Source organism: Bacillus sp. BD59S (assembly GCF_007363175.1).
GTDB classification, from domain to species: domain Bacteria; phylum Bacillota; class Bacilli; order Bacillales; family Bacillaceae_G; genus Bacillus_A; species Bacillus_A pacificus.
On record NZ_CP034686.1, the window covers coordinates 1036333 to 1058100 of the forward strand.

The following is a 21768-nucleotide window of genomic DNA, read 5'->3' on the forward strand; positions in this document are numbered from 1 at the left end:
CTATATAAAAGTATAGGTACTATATAAAAAATCAGTACTTTTATAAATGAAGTACTTTATTTATTATAGTCCTAAAGGAATATATAGGTAAATTACTAATTTTTGAAAGGGGAGTAAGTGAGTGGGGTGGCTAGTAGAAATTTAGATGTTCAAACTAAAGAGAAATCAGGTATTATCATTTTAATCGCTTTAGCGATGGGGTTTATTATGGCAACATTAGACGTAACAGTAGTAAATGTTGCGGTAGTGAATATTCAAGAAACATTAGGACTGACATTGTATAGTTCGACATGGATTGTCGACGGATATATTTTATCTTTTGCGGCATTATTATTAGCTGGAGGGGCGTTGGCCAATCGATTTGGAGCAAAAAAAATATATATGATTGGTTTAATTATTTTTGTGTTCGCATCTCTTTTATGTACGGTTGCTACAACGGGGAACACTCTTGTTATAGGGCGGATAATTCAAGGTGTTGGAGCGGCTTTATTTATGCCAAGTTCACTTAGTTTATTAGTAGTATCATTTCCAGATGAAAAGAAGAGAGCTAAAATGTTTGGGATATGGTCCGCAATTGTCTCTATTGCTTCTGGTACGGGCCCTTTTATTGGTGGCCTTTTAGTAAATACATTTGGTTGGCGAAGCATTTTTATTATAAATCTTCCAATCGGGATGATTGGTATTTTAATGGCTTTTGTAATTATTCCAAATGTTTTACCGAAAAAGGAGAAGATAAATGTAGCGAATCATTTAATCGGTATAATTGCAATAACATTGTTGGCGTTTACTCTAATTGAAGGGCCAAGTTACGGATGGTCTTCGCCTCAAATTTTAGGAGGAGTAGTGGGGACGGTATTAACTACTATTCTCTTTGTTTATGCAGAACGAAAATCAAAAAACTCAGTTGTACCAAGAGTGTTGTTCCAAAACGAGACATTTATTTCGGCGAATATAGTTGGATTTCTAATAAACTTTGCGTTATTTGGCGGCATATTTATGTTTGGACTCTTTTTACAAAAAGCATATGTAGCAAGCCCATTTGTAGCAGGATTACAACTATTGCCGATGATGAGCGTATTTGTTATTGGGAATGTATTATTCGCAAAAATGGTGACTAAGTTTAGCTCAAAATCGTTATTATTCATAGCGTTATTTATAGCTAGTATAGGGTCTTTATTATTAATGCTTCTAGTAAATAATGTGAGTTATATAGGAATTGCAATCATTTATAGTGTTGTTAATCTTGGAATCGGTATAGCAGTACCTGCCATGACTACAATTGTAATGAAATCTGCTGGTCGTGAAAATGGGAATATGGCTGGAGCAACTTTAAATGTAAATCGTCAAATTGGTGCATTAGTCGGTATAGCAATTATGGGAATCATTTTAAATGAATCATCGAATTGGTACAAAGGGGCAAGCAATAGTTTTTTAGTTATTGGAATCGCCTATTTATGTGCAGTATTTTTAGTTTGGAAGTTTGTGGAGAGGGAATAAAAAGTAGAGCAGCCCCCCTAGATGCTCTACTTTTCCCACATTACTGATCAAGCCAATTCCAAACCTCAATATCTCCAAGAGTCGCATAACGAACGTGAGGCGAGTTTTGTAATTTTAATAACTCTTTCGACGGGCCTGTAATGACAATTCCATATACTTTTACGCCGTTATCTTTTACATACTCATAACGCTTATCTAAGTTCAGCTCTTTTTCAGGAGTCCAAGTAGTTTTGCTTACAGTTTTTTTATGCTCAGAAAGGATGCGCATCATTTCGATTACTTCATCTTCTTTTGTCTTCGGTCGTTCAGCTTCACTATCAGGGAGGTTTATATGTTCTGGAAATCCGATAACCTCTCCGCTATGCAAGATGAAATCTTCCTCATCTATTCTCTCTTGTCCTGTGTCTAAAGCGTACCATAGAGGAGTGGGCGGCATTTCTTGTGCTCCAAATACGCTATATAAAAGGGATTCTACTTCCTGCAACTTGTAAGGTTTGTCAAAAGATATCGCTACTTCAGCAACGGTTCCGTCATGTACTTTTGCAAGTGTATCCCAAACTTTTTTAGACGATTCTTTTAAGTGATCACCTTGTTTTATTTTTGGATGAACAAAATAAAGATTAGAGTAATTCAATTTGTTTGCCCAAGATTTATTTGTAACAGTTACAGACGATAAGAAGCTTTTCGTTGTTACTGTACCGAATTGAACTTCTTTTTTGCCGACAGTTTTAACTAAATTCATTTCATTTTCTGTACGGAAAAAGGGTTTGATTTTTGTACTGCCTCCAGCGGAACGACTATTTGGAATGGTTGCTTCTAGTGCGAGTGCTGGAATCTCATTTACTTCGGCTAACTTTTTCATATTATAGAAGTAAAGAGAAGACGAAAAATGACCGAAAAAATAGATTGCTATACAAACCGCAAGGACAAAACTAACGGTTTGCCAACGTTGTTTCCATTTTATTTTCCAAAACGGGACTGTAAGATTTAGTGGTGGTAGTTTTTTTCTTTATTGGTTCATTCTTCAAAAGCAACTCATCTAAGTAAGCTTCACATTCTTCACATGTTTCAATATGATTTTCTAACAGTTCCTGTTCATCATGCGTGAGCGTTCCGTTTTCGTACTTCTTCCATAGTTTTTTAAATGCTGCACAACCCATCTGTATCACTCCTTAATGCCTTTCATTTCTTTCCGTCCCCCGTGTAATTCAATTTTCACTTTCGCTAGTGAGAGACCGGTCATTTCTGCTATTTCCTTATACGAGAATCCGTAGTAATCTCGTAGTAGTAGGACATTTCGTCTTTCGAGCGGAAGAGAAGATAAACCTTCTAACCAACTAGCAATCTCATGTTTTACGAAATAAGAGTGCTCTGTACTTGGCACGTTTGGTAAATGGAATTCTTCAATTGTCGTTGTTTTATATTTTTTCTCTTTTCGGTACCAATCGATAAAGGCGTTGTAGGCAATTGTAAATAACCAAGGCCTAATTTCTTCTCCTTTATAATAGTTAATATGGACGAGCATTCGGTAAAATGTTTCTTGCATAAGATCTTCAGCAAAATGGGAATCTCCGGTTAGGGAGAGAAGATAGCGAAATAAATCATGCATATGCTCTGAGTAAATTTCTTCTAATGATTGTTTGCGTTTCACTAATTTCCCTCCCTTCATACATAACAACGAAATACATATAAAAAAGTTACATTTGTTTTTAAAATTATAGTAAAAAACGTCAAGAATTGGATAAGATTCTCTTTTATCATAATACATATAAGGCGGGTGAACAGAGATGGAAAGCTATGAAACACAAATTCAAAGGTCAATTGATTATATTGAGGAAGATGTAATGGAAAAACAGACGCTGCGTAATTTAGCACGTATTGCAGGTTTTTCTGAATCGCATTTTCATCGTGTATTCCAGGCGTTAGTAGGTGATACAGTAATGGAGTACGTTCGAAAGAGGAGGTTAGCCCGGGCAGCTTATCAACTTTCTCATACGGATGAAAAAATTATTGATATCGCATTTGAGCATGGCTTTCAATCTCATGAAACGTTCACGAGAGCCTTTAAAAAATTATTTCAAATGACACCGAGTGAATATCGAAAGCAAGAAATAGAAACACCGATGTATTACAGCGTGAATGTAAAGCAAAGAAAATTAAATCCGTATTTAGGGGGCATACAAATGGAATATCGTATTGTAAATAAACCAGAATTTTTAGTGGCGGGTTATGAACTGAAGACGACGAGTAAAGAAGGGAAAAACCATCAAGACATTCCAGCATTTTGGCAAGAATATTTACAAAAAGATCTTGGAACGACAATTCCGAATCGTAAAGATACGAGCCAATGGGTAGAGCTTGGATTATGTACTGATTTTAATTTAGAAACGGGCGACTTCACTTATATTATCGGAATGGAAGTTACAGGCTTTGAAAATGTACCAAATGAAGTTGCGAAGCGTACTTTCCCAGCAGCAACATATGCAGTATTTACAACGCCGAAAGTTCCTCATGAAGAAATGGTATCGTCTATTCACCAAACGTGGAATGCAGTATTCTCAGAATGGTTCCCGCATTCAGGCTATGAACATTGCGGCGTTACAGAGTTTGAATTATACGATGAGCGTTGCCACGAAGATAAGAGTGAGTTCGCTCAAGTAGAGCTTTGGATACCGGTGAAGAAAAAATAATAGGATAAGGGCGAATCATTGGGAGATGATTCGCTATTTTATACAAGGGAGAAATGGGAAGATGTTCAAAAAATTAGAATGTGTATCTATACATACGAAGGATATAGGAAAATCCGTTTCTTTTTATAAAGAAATGGGAATGGAGCAAAACTGGATTATAGAGAGAGAACTAGAAGAAGGGGTTATTTGGACGTTAATAGGATTGAAGTTTCCAGATGAGAAAAGTTCGGAGTTAGTAATAAGCAATCATCCGGATATTAATTTTATAGAAGTCGAAGTATTAGTAGAAGATGTGCAACAAACGTATGATAGTTTAAAAGATAATAAAGATGTAAAATGGATTCGCGAACCATTTCCAACAGAATCAGGACATGTTGCGGTAATGGAAGCACCTGATGAAAATGTGTTTGTGTTAGTAGGGAAATAGCTAAAATATGGAGATGACCTTTCATAGTGAGTTATGGAAGGTTATTTTTACTTTGTATAGTAGTAGGTTATCGTTGTCGATTTTTGTCGGTAAGTCGATATATTCAGAAAATCGCCGATATATTCGTAAAATTGCATATGTAATTTCATATACCGCTAAAATAACTCATAAAGATGGTCTATATCATTTCATTTACCGCTGAACTCTCCCAGAATAGAAAAAAGAAAAGACGCCACATAGCGCCTTTTCTATGAACGAAACGGAAAAACAAGTATAATCGTCGTTCCTTTTCCAAGTTCGCTATCAATGGAAATCGTTCCGTTATGAGCATGAACGAGCTGCTTTGTAATAGCGAGGCCAAGTCCCGTTCCGATGTTGCTTTCTTCTGTATTTGTTCCCCTATAATATCGCTCAAAGAGAAGTTCTTTCGTTTTATCATCCATTCCTTTTCCGTTATCTGAAATAGAGAGTGTAAATGAATTTCCATTTTGCGAAAGTTTTACGATGACGTTTGTCGTTTCATTATTATGTTTTATGGCGTTTGCGAGTAAGTTTTCGATAATACGCTGGAACCATTTTTCTTCAATAAAATATTGAATTTTATTTGAGCTTGGTACAAATTCAATATTTTGATTTTGAAGTGTCGGATTATTAATGAATTGTAATAATACTTTTTGAACGAATTGATTCATTTCAATATTTACGTGTTGCGCAGGAAGACTGTTATTTTTTAATTGATACGTTAAGCTTAAATCATCAATTAATGTCGTCATATATTGAGATTTCTCTTTCATAACACTACCGAATTGTTGAATGTCACGATCAGTCCAGTTGTATTGCTGTGATTCTAGTAATAAAGCATAGCCATATATAGAGCTTAGTGGTGTTTTTAAATCATGTGTGAGACCGGTAATCCATTCCTCACGTGTTTGCTGCAGTACTTGCCTCATCGCATCATTTTTTTTGAGTGTAATAGAAAGGTGCTCTAGTGAACTTGTAACATCTCGAAACAAGCGGAATGACCATTTTTCTTTACCAGATCGCCTGAATCTGATAGGTTTCCCTTTTTTACTAACAGGTTCTTCGTACTTTCCGCCAGCTATGTTTTTAAGCCAGCGCATCGCATGTAATAACGGTTTTCCAAATTTATTACCGTACCAAATAGAAAGAATAACTAAATAAACAAATACGATAAGAAGGATTAATCCGCATCCGATTAGAAACTTTTTAGTAAATACATCTTCTATTTCATCATCTGGGTAGTAGTGCTCATTTTTGGCAGTTACAACAAGGAGATGATTGCTATTTGTGTCATAAAAGCTAGACGTGTTTTCTTTATGATTCCACGGTTCTTTTTCACTAAGAGCGGCTTGTATAACAGAAAATGTTTTTTTCTTTCCATTTGGATAGGAGAATACTTCTTCGCCAACGCTATTAAAGATTTGAAGTGTTGCTTTTTCTTTAGAAAGTAAATGCTGTTCTTCTTCTGTTAATGTGAACGAATCCGTAGATACAGAAGGGTGCGTTTTCTGGATTGTTTTTAGTAATTCATTGCTTTTTAACATACTGCCGTAAATAACAAGCACATTCTTTTCTTCTAATTCAATTTCCCAATACGTAAATGTATAAGGGCTTTCTATGTGATTCTGTATATATGAGAATAAAGATGCCTTCGTATAAGATGTCGGTACGTCACTAGGTGTATTAAAGTGATAGAGAACTTTTCCGTTTTCCTCTACAACTTGAATCCAATCATTTTTCTCTTTCATTAAGTCTTTTACTTCAGTTTTTAACGAAATATCGCCATCTTCTGAAGAGATATATCTTGCAATCATAAAATTATCAGCATCTGGAATATTCGGTTCATATGAAGTACTCGTAACAAGAAAAATTAAATAAGTGAAAGCAGCTACTACAGCAATTAGTAATGTAACTAAAACAAATACGTGTTGCAGAATAAACTGGATAATGAGTCGTTTATTAAAATTCATATCGTCACCCTACTTTGTAATGAACTTATAGCCAAGTCCGCGAACGGTTTTTATATATTCTGGTTTACTTGGGTCTTGTTCAATTTTTTCACGTAGTTTTCGAATGTGAACCATAACGGTATTGTCATCGCCATTATAGGCTGGTGCTCCCCAAACTTTTTCGTATATTTCTTCCTTCGAAAATACATAGTTCGGATTCTCGCAAAAGAAGAGTAGTAGCTGAAATAGCTGGGCGGAACATTCGACAACATGTCCATTCACTGTCAGTTCTGCGGAATCGCGATCAATTGCAAATCTACCAAATGAACTAGAGTGTGCTTTTTGTTCATGTGTCATTACTTGCTTCATATGTCTTCGGAGTTGTGCTTTCATACGAGCTACTACTTCAAGTGGATTAAATGGCTTCGTAATATAATCATCTGCACCGTGTGCAAATCCAGATATTTTATCTAAATCAGATGCTTTAGCTGTGAGGAAGAAGATAGGGCAATCTGTTTTCTGTCGAATGATGGGACAAATATCAAAACCAGATTGTCCAGGAAGCATGACATCTAAAATAATTAAGTCGTAATCGTTTTGCTGAGTGAGAGATAAAGCTATTTCAGCTGATGTTGCAGTTGTAATATGAGAAAAACCTTCTTTTTCAAGAATGGTAGTTAGTAATTGTAAAATTGCTGTTTCATCATCAACGAGCAAAATATTTGCTTCATACATAAAAAATCCCTCCTAATTTCCTCGAATATCATATCATCTTTCGGTAACTTATGGAATTTTTAAGGAAATTTTAAGGTTTTCTTTCTCAAAAAATTAAGAATCAAATGATATGATAAAAATAACATAGGGGAGGAGATGAGTGTGAATCCGTTTCAAACGATGCGAGCCAGATATTTTTTAATTGTATTTGCACTATTAACTGTAGTTGCAAGAGCCAGTAATGAATTGATAGAAAATACATTTCATATGCAAAATTCTACTTTTATAAATATTCTTATATTCTATATTCTGCCGATTACGTGGATTTTTTTTGAGTATAAAAAACACCGTGTTGCATTTTCATTATTTATTAATAGAAATGAAACATTTAACCTGGTGCAAGTTTTATACATTACGATCATGTTATGCGTGTTTAGTTATGGATATCTTATTTTGTACATGTATAGCTTTGCGTGGATTACACCGACATTTATTATGAACGCATTACGTGAACCGATTATGGATAGCACTGGAGGATATGTTTATCAAGTTATTATGGTCGTATTCATCGCACCAATTATTGGGGAATTTGTTTTTCGCGGATTTTTACTGCAACGCTTCGCAGCAAAATGGGGAACGAGTATAGCGATCATTGTTGTAGCAATATTGTTTGCATTGTTACACGTTGATTTCCTAGGTGCAATTGTATTTAGCGTTGTACTATCAATCGTATATATTCGTACGAATAGTTTACTCATGCCAATCGCTATTCACATGTTAAACAATGCATTTGTAATCGGTGCTTCTTTTTTAATAAATAAAGAAGAGATAATGAGTTTTGCAGATTTCTCAAATTATACGACGTTCTTTCCAGGACTTATTATTTTTATAACAGGATTAAACTTAGTACTCATCTTTTTATTTGTTAACCGCAAATATTGGAGTAAAGAAATGCCCGCTATATATGTAGAGCAGGAAAAAAGCTTTTCAGACGTCGTGGGGAATAAGTAAGGTGAAGAAAACGTTTGAAAAAATATGAAAAGACATGATAGATTCTACGTCTATTACAGATATGTGTGATAAAAGCGTTTGTCATTGGCTGCAACCTGTAGTAGATACGATTGTGTTTCCGGAGTATTACTTATTTTCTAGTACTCATTTAAAAGGAAATATTATTTCTCTTCTTATTGTGTTAGGGGTTTTACTAATATTTGGTCTAATTGTAGAAGAAATGATGAAGCGCATCTTCAGAAAGAATGAAGAGAAGTATATGTGGGTTCATAAAGTATTCGAGAAAGTAATAGTGGCTTTCCTTTTGTTTTATAGTATGAAAGCAATCATTTACTTTATAGTCTTGAAACATCATTCATTCTAAATTTGAAAGGGATGTATAAAATTATATGAATGAAACAATATCATCAAATAAGTTTTTTTATTTGATTGTGCTTAGTATAGTGCTAATAACGACAGTCAACGTTATTCTTCGCTGGGAGGAAGCTTATTTCTTTATGTATTTAGCACTTCATTTGCTAGGGATTTTATGTATTAGTGGCGGCGTAGTTGCTGAAAAAAAGAGTGAAGAAAGCGTTAATTATATGTGTGTGACCGGTCTTATTTTACTTTTAGCTGTACAAGGTATTATGAAATATAGTTCTTTTTCTTTACAAGATTTTAGCTTATTAATGGATGTACTTCCTTAAGGAGGCACGTTATGTTATCTAAGAAGCAAATAGGATATGTACTAGTTTTAATTGGATTTTTTACGCTTATTGTAACGACTTTATTTTTTCAAGACTATGAATATATACGCTATATAAAAGGCGTTGGTTTAATATGTTGGGTGGTAAGTACGTTTCTTATCCCAGAGTATGAACCGAAGAAAGCGTCTAAAGGTAGGTAAAACTCTTCTATTTGTAGAAGAGTTTTTTATGTAAATAAAAGGCTCTCGAGCAATTCGCGTAATAAGCTTGTTCTAATTTAGCGTGTACGAACTTACAATAATAATAGACAGGCAGCATAGAGGAGGGAATAGCGTGAGGAAGGTTATCGGGTGGTCGCTTTTTTTGTACGTTGGGTTTGCGTTATTTATATATTGGTATTTATTTGGATGGAATCATGAACTGATTCCTGACATGTACAAAGGAACGAGTGCAGATCCAGAAACGTTTATGAATGCAAGAGAGCTTACGCTAAGCCAAGATTATTCGCGCGTGAAAAATTTACTATACTTTTTAGCGACGCCTCTTGAATGGATTATTTTATTATTTGTACTTGTGCTTGGTATTTCAAAAAAGTTTGAGAAATGGTCGAAGGAAACGACGAAAATAAGTGTCCTGCAAGTTGCGATTTATTTCTTTTATTTATCATTACTTACAACAGTTCTTGCCTTGCCGATGCAATGGATTAGCCGAAAAGTGTCCGTTGATTACGGTATTTCAACGCAAAGTACACAAAGCTGGATAAAAGATCACGTTATCGGTTTTTGGGAAAGTTATGCGACGATGTTAATTGTAGTTGCCGTTCTGTTATGGCTTATCCGTAAATTCCCGAAGAGATGGTGGTTAGCAGGCTGGGCGCTCTCTGTTCCATTTACAATCTTTTTAACATTTATACAGCCTGTCGTGATTGATCCACTGTATAACGATTTCTCGACGCTGAAAAATAAAGAATTAGAAACGAAAATTTTAGCGATGGCAGACAAAGCTGATATTCCAGCAAAACACGTATATGAAGTAAATATGTCGGAAAAAACGAATGCATTAAATGCCTACGTAACAGGAATAGGACTTAACTCGCGTATTGTAATGTGGGATACGACGCTTAAGCAATTAAAAGATAAAGAAATTTTATTTATAATGGCCCATGAAATGGGGCATTATGTTATGAAACATATATATTGGGGCGTTGCGAGTTATGTGTTGCTATCGTTTATAGGGATGTACCTCATTAGTCGTATTATCAATATGTGTATTCGAAAATGGGGGGATACGCTGCAAATTTCAAAAGCAGCATGTTTTTCAATTTTACCATTATTTTTCTTAATTTCTTCTGTCCTCTCTTTTGTATCACAACCAGCAACAAACTATGTTTCTCGTATAGAAGAACGAGCAGCAGATCAATACGCTTTAGACATGACAAAGGACGGGAAATCTGGTGTAAAAACGTTTCAATATTTATCAAAAACGAGTTTAAGCCAAGTAAATCCTCCTGCGTTAGTGAAGTTTTTCTTATACACACATCCACCAATTTTTGAAAGAATTCATACGTTTGAACAATATGAAAAGGAAAAGAAGCGGTAGTGTACTGCTTCTTTTTTTATGCGTTATTCGAGTTTTGGAAAATTATAGTGTATAATATATGGAATATTCAGTGAAATGTTTAGGAGGTTAATATTTTGTTTCATTCAAAATCAATGCCGGCTATAAAAATGATCCTTTCGATGTCTATTTTCGGATCAATTGGATTTTTCTCTGTTCAAACAGGTTTACCGTCTTTTGAATTAGTATTCGTTCGTTGTATTTGTGCGACTATATTTTTAGCATTATGTTGGCTCGTAACAGGACAATATAAAAGTGAGCAATGGAATAAAAAAGAAGTTATGCAAATATTAGCATGCGGTGTATTTCTCGTTTTTAATTGGGTATTTCTATTTAAAGCGTTTGAAGTTATGTCGATTACAATTGCGATTTCAGTTTATCATCTAGCACCCATTATCGTATTGATGATTGGTAGTATCGTATTTAAAGAGAGACTTACAATGTTTGCTATTTTGTCCATTGTCATTTGTTTTATCGGTACAGTGTTAGTGGCTGGAGTAGATGGAAGTCTATCACTTGAAAAACTTATGTCATCTGGCATGGTATGGGCACTACTTGCGGCACTATTCTATGCTTTTACTACTTTACTAGGAAAAGGAATTCGGCATACGAGTGCATATGCGATGACATTTTTACAAACGTTTTTAGGTATATTTTTATTGCTGCCATTCGTAGATTTTGGCAAGTTTCAAGGGTTAACAGAGATGAATTGGATGATGATTACAGCGACAGGTCTTATACATACGGGATTTGTATATTACTTATTTTTTGACAGTTTAAGAGATTTATCGACGAGATTAATTTCTGTATTAGTGTTCTTAGATCCAGCGGTTGCAATACTATTAGATACAGTCTTTACCGGGTTTAGACCGACTAGTATGCAAATAGTAGGAATTGTTCTTATATTTGTAGGAATGGCATTTACTTTTCGAAAAACGAAGGATGAAAAAATAGTAGTAGAAGAAAAATTCTATTCTTAATTGTAAATAATTAGGTTGAAATGAATTTATAATTTTCAGATTTATTGTATAATATAATTTGCAGGAAAATAAAGGAAAAGGTAGATGAGAGAGATGAAAAAGCTAGTAAAGATAGCGACATCGTTAACACTAATGGGAGGAATATTTGTAGGTGCAAATGGTGTGTCTGCAAATACAGGTATTATCCAAAAATCTAGCCCTAATATTATGATAGAATTTGATGATGTATCAACAGGCCATTGGGCATATGATGAAATTACGAATTTAGTATATCATCGCATTATGTATGGTTATGGAAATGGTAAGTTTGGGACAGAAGATAATATAACACGTGAACAGGCAGCGGCGGTGCTACATCGCGCACTTCATTTAAAGCGTAGTGTGTTTAATGAAAACCCATATGGAGATATTAATGTAAAATCAACAATGTTCCCTTACGAGATTTTACACTTAACAAAGATTGGTATTTTTAAAGGGGACGAAAATGGAAATTTCCGTCCGAAAGATACATTGACTCGTGCAGAATTAGCACAAATTTTAACGAAAGCATATGAGTTGAAAACAAAGAGTCCACATACATTTACAGATATACGAGAAAACCATTGGGCAAGAGATGCAATTAGCGCATTGCAGTCTAATAAAGTAGCGGTAGGAACGGGAAATGGCAAGTTCGAGCCTGAAATGCTCGTTACACGCGGACAATTTGCGAAGTTTTTACAACGAGCAATTGATAATTCTCCAGGGAAAATGGAATAGATAAAGAGAAAGAGAAAGCTCATAATGTGTAGAAGAGGTATCTTCCGCTTATTATGAGCTTTTATTAATAGAGAGGTTAATATTGTCGTATGTTGTAGTTAAGTCGATATAATTGCATTTTTTGTCTAGAAAATGAACTTTTAAAACGTGAAGGATTTCTTTTAAAAAAAGTAGAATATTTATATTATAGAAACACCTTTACATGAATACAGGAAAGAAAATTAGTTTGCGCACAATTCGGTATAAAAATTGAAATTGAGAGCGAATTGGCTCTCCTTTAGTAGTGATTTTCACAATAATAGATTTTTTAAATGTAATATATTACATAAATGGTGCAAAGGCAACATATGTAATATTGGAAAGGATTTCAGTCTATTATTTTCCGTTTTTTCAAATGGAGGTAAAGGGGAGAGGGCAATGAAGAAGAACATGTTACGTATAATGGCAACGGTAACTATTATGGGTGGTTTGTTTGTAAGTACGAATGTTCCAAACGTAAAAGCAGAAGAATATCCAGAAATGATTGTGTTTGATGATGTTCCAGTAAACTACTGGGCATATGACGATATAATGGATGTAGTATACAATAAAGTAATGTTAGGGTATGGAAATGGTAAGTTTGGTGTAGGTGATAATGTAACAAGAGAACAAGTAGCAGCAGTGCTGTATCGTACATTGAATTTGAAAAAGGAAGGACCTTTAAAAAATCCATACAAAGATATTTCTGAGAGAGCAACAATGTTTTTAGATGAAATTTTAGTATTAACAGAGCATGGTATTTTTAAAGGTGATGAAAAAGGAAACTTTAGACCAACTGCACCAGTAACACGCGCAGAAATGGCACAAATTCTTACGAATGCATTTACATTTGAGGTGAAGAAGAACCATACATTTAAAGATGTACCAAATAATCATTGGGCAAAAAATGCGATTAGTGCACTACAGTCTAATCATGTCATAGTAGGAACAGGAAATGGGAAATTTGAACCGAATAAAGTTGTAACACGTGAGCAATATGCAACGTTTTTAAATAGAGCTGTTTTTTATTTTCCAGTAAAAGATGAAGATTATGAATGAAAGTTAAAATATAAGGATATTTAAGTTATATTAATATAATATGTATTAAAAAAAAAGCGCGGGAATTCCACGCTTTTTTCTTATTTAAAATTATTTGTAATTATATCGATTTTCTATTCGTAATTTAGTTTTTCGATTTTAGTGGATAAGAAGAGATTGAATAAAGTGACTTTTTATTGTTTAAATATACGGTTTAGTAACTTTATTATTAATAACGTGTAAATAAAAGTATATGAAATAGAGTTCATAAATTAGACAAAAATCACATGGAAATTATATTGTTACGCTTCCATTAATTCTTTATATTAGAAAAAAATATGTTTTTAGGGAGAGAATACTTTGAAGAAAAAGTTTTTAAAAGTAGCAACAGCTTTAACAATTATGGGTGGAGTGGCATTTAGTGCTGAAGGGACAACAGCAAAAGCTGAATTAGCTGCAAAGCCACAACAAGCAAGTCAGGCGATCTTTAAAGATGTACCAGCAGGACATTGGTCTTATGAAGCAATTCAAACTTTAGCAGAACACGAGATTATGCTTGGTTATGGAAATGGTGTATTCGGTTTTGGACATAACGTAACACGTGAACAAGTAGCCGCTTTAATTTATCGCACAATGGATTTCAGTGAAGTATTCGAGGAAGGCGATATTCTTGAAAATCCATATAAAGATATTAATGAAAGATCAACAATGTTCTTAGAAGAAATTTTAGTATTAACAGAATTAGGTATCTTTAATGGTGATGGAACTGGAAACTTTAGACCGAAAGATACATTAACACGTGCAGAAATGGCACAAGTGCTTACAGTAGCATATGAGTTAGAAGTAAAAGAAACAAAAGGATTTAAAGATGTACCAAAAGGACATTGGGCAGAAAATGCGATTAATGCAGTAGGTTCAAATGGGATTTCAGTAGGAGATGGCAAGGGTAACTTTGCTCCAAACATGAAAGTAACACGTGAACAATATGCACAATTCTTATTTAAAACAATTTTTGAATAAATAATAGAACAAGAAGCTGGTGTTGTATAACACTGGCTTCTTTTTTATGTGTAATGCCGGTGAAAGGATACAGTTTCGTAAAAAAAACGATTAAATTTTCAAAAAAAACTTCCTTTTCTGAAGATTTGTTATATAATATAAAACATAAAATCAAATCTGTTATAAAACAGTTTAAGAAGGGGATGCTAATATGTCGACGCAAACTTCACGGGTTACATTGCCCGGAGAAATGTTGCCAGCGTACAACGAAATATTGACACCTGAGGCGCTTAGTTTTTTGAAGGAACTACATGGAAATTTCAATGAGCGCCGCATAGAACTTTTACAAAAGCGTGCGGAGAAACAAAAGAGAATTGATGCAGGGGAGTTTCCGAAGTTTTTAGAAGAAACGAAGCACATACGTGAAGCGGATTGGACAATTGCTAAATTGCCAAAAGATTTAGAGGATCGCCGCGTAGAGATTACTGGACCAGTAGATAGAAAGATGGTTATTAACGCTTTAAATTCAGGAGCACATCTTTTTATGGCAGATTTTGAAGATTCGAATTCACCAACTTGGGAAAATGCAATTGAAGGACAAATAAACTTACGAGATGCAGTAAAGGGAACGATTTCACATAAAAATGAAAACGGAAAAGAATATCGTTTAAATAGTAAAACAGCAGTATTAATTGTGCGCCCAAGAGGATGGCATTTAGAAGAAAAACATATGCAAGTTGACGGAAAGAATATGTCTGGTAGCTTAGTAGATTTTGGACTTTATTTTTTCCATAATGCGAAAGCTCTTTTAGCAAAAGGAAGCGGTCCATACTTTTACTTACCGAAAATGGAAAGCTATTTAGAAGCAAGGTTATGGAATGATGTTTTCGTATTTGCTCAAAAATATATCGGTATTCCAAACGGAACGATTAAAGCAACAGTATTATTGGAAACGATTCACGCTTCGTTTGAAATGGATGAAATTTTGTATGAGCTTAAAGATCATTCTGCTGGATTAAATTGCGGAAGATGGGATTATATTTTTAGTTTTTTAAAGGGTTTCCGTAATCATAATGAATTTTTACTTCCAGATAGAGCGCAAGTCACGATGACGGCGCCGTTTATGCGCGCGTATTCTTTGAAAGTCATTCAAACATGTCACCGTCGTAATGCACCAGCTATTGGAGGAATGGCAGCACAAATTCCAATTAAAAACAATCCAGAAGCAAATGAAGCAGCTTTTGAAAAAGTGCGTGCGGATAAGGAGCGCGAAGCTTTAGACGGTCATGACGGGACTTGGGTTGCCCACCCGGGACTTGTACCAGTCGCGATGGAAGTATTTAATCACATTATGAAAACGCCGAATCAAATTTTTAGAAAACGTGAAGAAATACATGTTACAGAAAAGGATTTATTAGAAGTACCAGTGGGAACGATTACAGAAGAGGGTCTTCGTCTGAATATTAGCGTAGGTATTCAATATATTGCATCTTGGTTAAGCGGCCGGGGAGCAGCACCAATTTATAACTTAATGGAAGATGCAGCAACAGCGGAAATTTCTAGGGCACAAGTATGGCAATGGATTCGCCATGAAGGTGGAAAATTAAATGATGGCCGTAATATTACACTTGAATTAATGGAAGAGCTAAAAGAGGAAGAGTTAGCAAAAATAGAAAGAGAGATTGGTAAAGAAGCCTTTAAGAAAGGGAGATTCCAAGAGGCGACAACGTTATTTACAAATCTCGTTCGGAATGATGAATTTGTACCATTTTTAACATTACCGGGTTATGAAATTTTATAAAAAGTGAAAAGGGGATGGAACAAATGAAAAACGAAAGAATCGAGAAATTACAAGAGAGCTGGGAACTAGATACGCGTTGGAAAGGGATCACACGTCCATATTCGGCAGCAGATGTAATTCGCCTGCGCGGATCAATTGATATTGAACATACGTTAGCACGTCGCGGTGCTGAAAAGCTTTGGGCGTCGCTTCATACGGAAGATTATATTAACGCACTTGGTGCATTAACAGGAAACCAAGCGATGCAGCAAGTAAAAGCTGGGTTAAAAGCGATTTATTTAAGTGGTTGGCAAGTAGCAGCAGATGCAAATCTTTCTGGACATATGTATCCAGACCAAAGTTTATATCCAGCAAATAGCGTACCTGCTGTTGTAAAACGAATTAATCAAACGCTTCAACGTGCGGATCAAATTCAGCATATGGAAGGAAGCGGTGATACAGATTATTTCGTACCAATTGTAGCAGATGCAGAAGCTGGATTTGGCGGACAATTAAACGTATTTGAACTGATGAAAGGTATGATTGAAGCGGGTGCATCAGGTGTGCACTTTGAAGATCAATTATCTTCAGAGAAAAAATGCGGTCATTTGGGCGGAAAAGTATTACTACCGACGCAAACAGCGGTGCGTAATTTAATTTCGGCACGCCTTGCGGCAGACGTAATGGGAGTACCGACAATTATCGTTGCAAGAACAGATGCGGATGCAGCAGATTTAATTACGAGCGATATCGATCCTGTTGATAAAGCGTTTATTACAGGAGAAAGAACACCAGAAGGATTTTACCGTACGAAAGCAGGTCTTGACCAGGCGATTGCACGTGGTTTAGCATACGCTCCTTACGCAGACCTCGTTTGGTGTGAAACATCTGAACCAAATTTAGAAGATGCAAAACGATTTGCGGACGCAATTCATAAAGAGCATCCAGGGAAATTGCTTGCATACAACTGTTCACCTTCATTTAACTGGAAACAAAAACTAGATGAGAAAACAATTGCGAGCTTCCAAAAAGAAATCGCATCTTACGGTTATAAGTTCCAGTTCGTAACACTTGCTGGATTCCACTCATTAAACTACGGCATGTTCGAATTAGCACGCGGCTATAAAGAGCGCGGCATGGCAGCGTACTCTGAACTACAACAAGCAGAATTCGCAGCAGAAAAACACGGCTACTCTGCAACTCGCCATCAACGAGAAGTAGGAACAGGTTACTTTGATGAAGTAGCACAGGTGATTACAGGTGGTACTTCATCAACGACAGCATTAAAAGGATCTACAGAAGAAGCACAATTTACGAAATAAAAGGAAGGGGCCCCTTTTTGAAGGATGCCCCTTATTATTTTTCGCACGATTCGAGAGTAAATGAAAATATATCGACGATTCGACAAAGAATATCGACTTACTGACAAAAAAGACAATATGATCAAATCCACTCAGCTCTATGCTCACGAATAAACTTCATATCTTTCTCATAATGCTCTAAATGACCTTCATCAATCATTCTTTGGAAATTTACGTCGCCTTCGTTTGCTTTTCTTTTCATATATGTACATAATGCTTCTAATCGCAGTAACACCATACCTAAGTAATCTTCATCCATACTTTTACCGTAGGACCGGACGAATAATTTTATTCTTTTTTTCATACGGCCAGCATGTTGTGCCGATTCATAATGAACTGCCTCGCCTGATTCTGTATAATACGTTCTACTTAAAGGTACACAAGTATAGAGCGTATAAGCGATATCCCAAATTCTTGGTCCAGGAGCAGCAACATCGAAATCAATAACCCCTACTGGCTTCTCGTTATTAAATATAATGTTATATATAGCAAAATCATTGTGGCATAAAACCTCAATATTATTTGGGGTTTGGTCCATAGGTTTCCACTCATCTAATAACGCAAAGTCACTTACCGCATCATGATAAAGGCGAAGCATCTTTGCTATTTCTTTTAACACATCATTAGATCGCATATATTCTTTTAAAGGATAATTCCCAGCCTCTCCTTCAATAAAAGATAAAATCTCTCTATTTTTCTCATCTATACCTAAAAACTTTGGTGCGTAATGAAAACCTTTGTTTTCTAGATGCTGTAATAACTTATGAATTTTTGCACTGTCTGGTCTCAATTCTCGCCGAACAGTATTTTTAGAACGATATACGTTTGAGACGTTTCCCCCTGTAAGCTTTTCTTCGTTGGCGTAGTTTGACATATAATCCCCTCCATTATCAAGACTGTGTGATTATATTGTAACACCTTAGAACAAGGATGTAATCGCATTCAAATACTGTGTTTATTTTCGTTCGAATAAGATATTTATAATTGTATACGCGACTTAATTTGTCAGTTATTTTCAAAAAAGATTGTACATTTTATTTTAATGTGCTATGATAATGTCAGTTGAATAGTTAAATTAAGCAATCCATATATTATCAAGTGCTGAAAACGAACGAGAAAAAGTATGTGAGAACTAGTTTATGTTTCGTATTTGATAATGTGTGGATTCTTTTTTTAGATAGGAAAACTAAAAATTTAAAAAATGTATTTTCTTAGGAGGAAATAATTATGGCAGTAACAGGACAAGTAAAATGGTTTAACAACGAAAAAGGCTTCGGTTTCATCGAAGTTCCAGGCGAAAACGACGTATTCGTACATTTCTCTGCAATCGAAACTGACGGTTTCAAATCTCTAGAAGAAGGTCAAAAAGTTAGCTTCGAAATCGAAGATGGTAACCGTGGACCTCAAGCTAAAAACGTAATCAAACTATAATTTTATAGTTTATTATGGAAAAAAGGATGGCTGCTGCCATCCTTTTTTTGTTGTGGAGAAAGTCTTTCCATCTTAAAATTCGGCGGGAGACCAACTGCTTGTTAACGCTCAATTATTGAGGGCTGAATAAAGTTTTACTTTCTAAACGAGAAAGTAAAACTTTATTTGTTCTTAATTTTTTTTTTGTAATTCATTTTTTATTGGTTGTTCTGTCTACATCTGAAATGGGTAAATCTGCGCCATATAGGCTTTGATTCATATCTTTTTTGTTAGCATTGTTGTTAGAATTTTGTTCGTCTTGAGATGATGTTTCTAACATTTGTTCTTGCTCCTTACTAGGGGTATTCAGAGCATCTGATGGGGCGCTATTAATCTGTTGGCTTAATAGACTTTTTTTCTCCATATTATACAGCTCCTTTTTGGAATTAAATAAAAAACTAATGTAATCATAAATAATCACTTACATATTTTGTGTTTTGAAATGGAATTATATACAAAACTTATATTGCAGATTTAACGAATTAAAAAGTTACTAGTGATGTATAAAGTGGAAGTTCTTAATGGAAATTAAAAACGGGTAACACGTACAAGTACTTTTAAAGAAGTGGATAATTTTCTTATCATTTTTTTAATATGTAATAATATTAAAAATAAAGGGGATATAGAGACACTTGGAAGAAAATATGAAGAAAAGTAAAAGGCTTTCCGAAATGGAAAGCCTTTTACTTTTCTTTTTCAACCTTTTTCTTCTCTCGTTTTTTACATTCAGAGCATTTCGATTTACGAAAAGGCTTTGCAAAAAATAATAGAATGAAAAATAAAGCGAATATAATGCTAGCTGAGTTTTTCACGATCACAATGCTGCTATTTTTCATGTGAATCGTTGGTTGCATTTCTTTTTCTTCCATAGCGGACCTCCATATATTGGATTTTTATTTTAATTATAGCAAAGTTAATTGTCTTAATGATGCGAAATGAGGAAGTAGTTGTAAATATTTATAGGTAGTATAAATAGATTTTGTATAGGTTTGTTTTTATAAAAACGATATATTTTTATTTTGTAATTTAAAAGGTATTTGACAAATAATAAAGTATTGTAAAAAAGCGGAATCTGTAAGCCATTTCCTTTTCATAGATGCTAAAATTATACATGCAGCTGCTAATATAAATAGAAAAAAGGAGATAGTGGAATATGGAAAGTAAAGTAGAACGCTACGTCGAAAACTATGTTGTAAATAAAAATACAATGGCCTTACTTCCTGTAATTCTCAGTGAAAAGAAAATTGTTACGCGAGTTGTTGAAGTGCAAGACTCTTTTTTCGTATTTCAAAAACCTCTAGATATTATAGAAAGAAGTTGTCGCAAGCATGGTTCTAGTTTCTTAGGCAGAAAAGAAGGAACGAAAGAGTTAACTCATATTACACATAAAGCACCAATTGCGATTAGTCCGACCGATCAACTTTATTTTTTCCCTACCTATTCGTATTCTAGAAAAGAGTGCGCGTGGTTATCTCATTTTTATATTGAAAGCAATAAAGAATTAAAAGATGGAAACCTTATTATTAGATTTATAAATGGCTTTGCGGTGAAGTTAGAGATATCGAAAACTAGTTTTGAAAATCAACAAAATCGTACTGCGAAATTGCGAACGGAGTATGAAGATCGTAGGAAAAAACAAGGGAGCCCTTGTTTTAAAGAGATTGATCAAAGGGATGAATCAACATTAAGACCAGCTTATGAGAAAGTGTATTTTGTTAGAGAAGAGGATGTATGAGAGGAAAAGGATGGGGTGACTCATCCTTTTTGATTTCATTATATATCCAGTTTACGTTGTAAGATTTATAAACAAAACGAGAGAAATGTACAAACTTTTTGTTCTCTAAGGGCTTAAGATAATATAAAATTACAATATAATGGTAATTCTCCTGTGTACTTAATATAGTGTGAACATATATCATGTTACATTTGTGAAGTACATAATATTTTTTTCATACTGTATAAAAAGGAGATGGTATGTTGAAAAGGACTATGTTATTTTGGGCGCAATATATTCTTGTTTTGCCTATATTATTGCTTACCTTTATGTTTACTGGTTTTGTTGGTAGTCAGTTAATGATAGGGGCTGACAAACAACATTTTATTTTTACGCCTCAAAATGCTACAGAATATAATCAAATTAGTGAGATTGATAAATTACTATTTTCTTTTTCAATTCAACCAGTTGTCACCATAGTATTTCTTCTATCGATTGTGTACGTACTGACACTGCTTGTTTTTCAAATTATTGAATGCAAGAAGCAAAGAAAGATATTGCATAGTTTGCAATATATGATTCTTATATCAATTTTTATTTACTTATGGTTAGGGATAACACAATTTTCCGCAGTTAGTTTAACTTGGATAGATAATTGGAAAGATTATCTTATGTTTACTCCTGCAACTATAACGAATGAGCAAGATATATATATGGTTGATAAGTTTCTATACAAATTTCGAATGTTACCTATTCGGAGTACAGTATTAATACTATCTTTTATATATTTGTTAATACTTACTGTGATTGACAGTGTACGTTTGCTAAAAAGATTGCTTGTAAGAAATAGCCAATAGAAAAGGGGAATTGTTTGAAGGTAAAATAATTATCCGCTGCTACTTATTTTCGTATAGGTAGAAATAACCTTACTTGCAGTAGGGTTATTCTTATGAAAAAAGACTAATTATTACTTTCTGTATCTTCTTCTTTTTTATAATAACCATTGAGTGATAATCTGGGTACGTTGTCTAAATTAA

General features: G+C 34.4%; 23 protein-coding genes and 1 pseudogene. 17 read left to right on the top strand and 7 right to left on the bottom strand.

The window, feature by feature from the left end:
• Positions 1-117 precede the first annotated feature (117 nt).
• Positions 118-1497 carry an MFS transporter gene (locus EKQ63_RS07235; protein ID WP_143880922.1) on the top strand — a complete coding sequence of 460 codons (1380 nt, stop codon included), beginning with the start codon at positions 118-120 and terminating at the stop codon, positions 1495-1497.
• 40 nt (positions 1498-1537) lie between these two features.
• Here EKQ63_RS07235 and EKQ63_RS07240 read toward each other — a convergent pair.
• Both EKQ63_RS07240 and EKQ63_RS07245 read right to left on the bottom strand, forming a co-directional pair.
• Positions 1538-2657: pseudogene (locus tag EKQ63_RS07240) on the bottom strand (anti-sigma factor).
• A gap of 5 nt (positions 2658-2662) precedes the next feature.
• Positions 2663-3166, bottom strand: coding sequence for an RNA polymerase sigma factor (locus EKQ63_RS07245; RefSeq protein WP_140168599.1), 504 nt, complete (start codon positions 3164-3166; stop codon positions 2663-2665).
• A 118-nt stretch (positions 3167-3284) separates the two neighbouring features.
• On the opposite strand from EKQ63_RS07245, the gene EKQ63_RS07250 reads away from it, so the two are divergent.
• Together EKQ63_RS07250 and EKQ63_RS07255 are read left to right on the top strand one after the other, a co-directional pair.
• On the top strand, positions 3285-4187 hold the full coding sequence (locus EKQ63_RS07250) for an AraC family transcriptional regulator (RefSeq protein WP_087951625.1): 903 nt from the start codon (positions 3285-3287) through the stop codon (positions 4185-4187).
• 61 nt (positions 4188-4248) lie between these two features.
• A complete protein-coding gene (locus EKQ63_RS07255; protein WP_088327906.1) occupies positions 4249-4614 on the top strand; it encodes a VOC family protein in 366 nt (121 codons plus the stop codon).
• Positions 4615-4862: 248 nt separating this feature from the next.
• Here EKQ63_RS07255 and EKQ63_RS07260 read toward each other — a convergent pair whose 3' ends face one another.
• Both EKQ63_RS07260 and EKQ63_RS07265 read right to left on the bottom strand, forming a co-directional pair.
• Complete coding sequence (locus EKQ63_RS07260) at positions 4863-6605, bottom strand: sensor histidine kinase (protein ID WP_087951627.1); 1743 nt, start codon at positions 6603-6605, stop codon at positions 4863-4865.
• Positions 6606-6614: 9 nt separating this feature from the next.
• Positions 6615-7319: a response regulator transcription factor gene (locus tag EKQ63_RS07265; protein WP_000272685.1), complete on the bottom strand. Its 705-nt coding sequence runs from the start codon at positions 7317-7319 to the stop codon at positions 6615-6617.
• Positions 7320-7460: 141 nt separating this feature from the next.
• Between EKQ63_RS07265 and EKQ63_RS07270 the strand changes: the two genes are divergently transcribed.
• From EKQ63_RS07270 to aceA, 11 genes are all read left to right on the top strand, one after another.
• A complete protein-coding gene (locus tag EKQ63_RS07270) occupies positions 7461-8309 on the top strand; it encodes a CPBP family intramembrane glutamic endopeptidase (protein ID WP_173601718.1) in 849 nt (282 codons plus the stop codon).
• 34 nt (positions 8310-8343) lie between these two features.
• Positions 8344-8673 carry a hypothetical protein gene (locus EKQ63_RS07275; RefSeq protein WP_087951629.1) on the top strand — a complete coding sequence of 110 codons (330 nt, stop codon included), beginning with the start codon at positions 8344-8346 and terminating at the stop codon, positions 8671-8673.
• Between the two features lie 25 nt (positions 8674-8698).
• Positions 8699-8998 (top strand): hypothetical protein, encoded by a 300-nt coding sequence (locus EKQ63_RS07280; RefSeq protein WP_001006054.1) that lies wholly within the window; start codon positions 8699-8701, stop codon positions 8996-8998.
• A gap of 11 nt (positions 8999-9009) precedes the next feature.
• Positions 9010-9198 (top strand): hypothetical protein, encoded by a 189-nt coding sequence (locus tag EKQ63_RS07285; protein ID WP_074615152.1) that lies wholly within the window; start codon positions 9010-9012, stop codon positions 9196-9198.
• A 133-nt stretch (positions 9199-9331) separates the two neighbouring features.
• Positions 9332-10597: a M48 family metallopeptidase gene (locus tag EKQ63_RS07290; RefSeq protein ID WP_140168598.1), complete on the top strand. Its 1266-nt coding sequence runs from the start codon at positions 9332-9334 to the stop codon at positions 10595-10597.
• A gap of 95 nt (positions 10598-10692) precedes the next feature.
• Positions 10693-11595, top strand: coding sequence for a DMT family transporter (locus EKQ63_RS07295; RefSeq protein ID WP_088327904.1), 903 nt, complete (start codon positions 10693-10695; stop codon positions 11593-11595).
• An 84-nt stretch (positions 11596-11679) separates the two neighbouring features.
• Positions 11680-12351: an S-layer homology domain-containing protein gene (locus tag EKQ63_RS07300; RefSeq protein WP_087951632.1), complete on the top strand. Its 672-nt coding sequence runs from the start codon at positions 11680-11682 to the stop codon at positions 12349-12351.
• A 417-nt stretch (positions 12352-12768) separates the two neighbouring features.
• Entirely contained in the window at positions 12769-13428 is a 660-nt protein-coding gene (locus EKQ63_RS07305; protein ID WP_087951633.1) for an S-layer homology domain-containing protein, read from the top strand.
• Positions 13429-13767: 339 nt separating this feature from the next.
• Positions 13768-14427, top strand: coding sequence for an S-layer homology domain-containing protein (locus tag EKQ63_RS07310; protein WP_087995371.1), 660 nt, complete (start codon positions 13768-13770; stop codon positions 14425-14427).
• A gap of 190 nt (positions 14428-14617) precedes the next feature.
• On the top strand, positions 14618-16207 hold the full coding sequence (aceB, locus tag EKQ63_RS07315) for a malate synthase A (protein ID WP_087951635.1): 1590 nt from the start codon (positions 14618-14620) through the stop codon (positions 16205-16207).
• A 23-nt stretch (positions 16208-16230) separates the two neighbouring features.
• The gene (gene aceA / locus EKQ63_RS07320) at positions 16231-17508 is read left to right on the top strand and encodes an isocitrate lyase (RefSeq protein ID WP_088327903.1); all 1278 of its coding nucleotides are present in this window, start codon (positions 16231-16233) and stop codon (positions 17506-17508) included.
• A gap of 121 nt (positions 17509-17629) precedes the next feature.
• On the opposite strand, the gene EKQ63_RS07325 is transcribed toward aceA, so the two are convergent.
• The gene (locus EKQ63_RS07325; RefSeq protein WP_088327902.1) at positions 17630-18421 is read right to left on the bottom strand and encodes a phosphotransferase; all 792 of its coding nucleotides are present in this window, start codon (positions 18419-18421) and stop codon (positions 17630-17632) included.
• A gap of 353 nt (positions 18422-18774) precedes the next feature.
• Between EKQ63_RS07325 and cspA the strand changes: the two genes are divergently transcribed.
• On the top strand, positions 18775-18978 hold the full coding sequence (gene cspA / locus EKQ63_RS07330; protein WP_000301518.1) for an RNA chaperone/antiterminator CspA: 204 nt from the start codon (positions 18775-18777) through the stop codon (positions 18976-18978).
• Positions 18979-19168: 190 nt separating this feature from the next.
• On the opposite strand, the gene EKQ63_RS07335 is transcribed toward cspA, so the two are convergent.
• Together EKQ63_RS07335 and EKQ63_RS07340 are read right to left on the bottom strand one after the other, a co-directional pair.
• Entirely contained in the window at positions 19169-19381 is a 213-nt protein-coding gene (locus EKQ63_RS07335; protein WP_000412670.1) for a hypothetical protein, read from the bottom strand.
• A 319-nt stretch (positions 19382-19700) separates the two neighbouring features.
• On the bottom strand, positions 19701-19886 hold the full coding sequence (locus tag EKQ63_RS07340) for a hypothetical protein (protein ID WP_087951638.1): 186 nt from the start codon (positions 19884-19886) through the stop codon (positions 19701-19703).
• Between the two features lie 284 nt (positions 19887-20170).
• Here EKQ63_RS07340 and EKQ63_RS07345 point away from each other — a divergent pair, with 284 nt between their 5' ends.
• Both EKQ63_RS07345 and EKQ63_RS07350 read left to right on the top strand, forming a co-directional pair.
• Complete coding sequence (locus tag EKQ63_RS07345; protein WP_044792696.1) at positions 20171-20752, top strand: competence protein ComK; 582 nt, start codon at positions 20171-20173, stop codon at positions 20750-20752.
• Between the two features lie 239 nt (positions 20753-20991).
• A complete protein-coding gene (locus EKQ63_RS07350; protein ID WP_087951639.1) occupies positions 20992-21588 on the top strand; it encodes a DUF4306 domain-containing protein in 597 nt (198 codons plus the stop codon).
• The last annotated feature ends 180 nt before the right edge of the window (positions 21589-21768 follow it).